The organism is Halalkalibacter flavus (assembly GCF_036663575.1).
GTDB classification, from domain to species: Bacteria; Bacillota; Bacilli; order Bacillales; family Bacillaceae_D; genus Halalkalibacter; species Halalkalibacter flavus.
This window is the reverse complement of sequence record NZ_JAWRVK010000122.1, coordinates 1-534: the sequence shown is the minus strand read 5'-3', so window position 1 is coordinate 534 and position 534 is coordinate 1. Positions and strand designations below refer to the sequence as shown.

The 534-nt window shown below is 51.3% G+C and carries 1 protein-coding gene; it reads left to right on the top strand.

What is annotated here, in order from left to right; all coding sequences use genetic code 11:
• Positions 1-534, top strand: a 534-nt coding sequence (locus tag SAY88_RS24690) for a hypothetical protein (RefSeq protein WP_332635079.1), incomplete at both ends; no start/stop codon positions are given.

The following is a 534-nucleotide window of genomic DNA, read 5'->3' as shown; positions in this document are numbered from 1 at the left end:
AGCTTCCATCATCCTCTTTTCGGCCGTCTTCGGCGCACGCTCAGATGAAGCCGCCGAAAAGGTGAAGCAGGTCGTCGCGAACTTCGACGAATACCTGGTCGACCACTTACAGACACACCTCGAACTCCCCAACATCGGACTCCTTCCAGTCGACCCGATCAAGATGAGGAACGGTCGTGTCGGAGACTTCTCTACCTTGAAAGTCTTCGAAGAACCCAGCGTCCAGGTCATCAAGAACAGGGACGGATCCAGCACTTACATATTCGACGTCAAGCTCGGCCTTGACCAGCTCAACTTCAAGTACAATTTCTCCGCCAACTTCTTCGTCTACAAGAGAGAAGGAAACTACACCTTCGAGACTAGAGAGAACGAGATGGAGGTGACCGGTATCGTCGTTGTCCAGGCCGACAAGTCCTGCGACGCCACCCTGTACTCCGCCAAGTTCTTGAAGTACGGAAACTACAAGATAACTCTGGAACCAAGCACCTTCCCATCTGTAACCGAATTCACTTCAACCTTGTTGAATTATGTTAC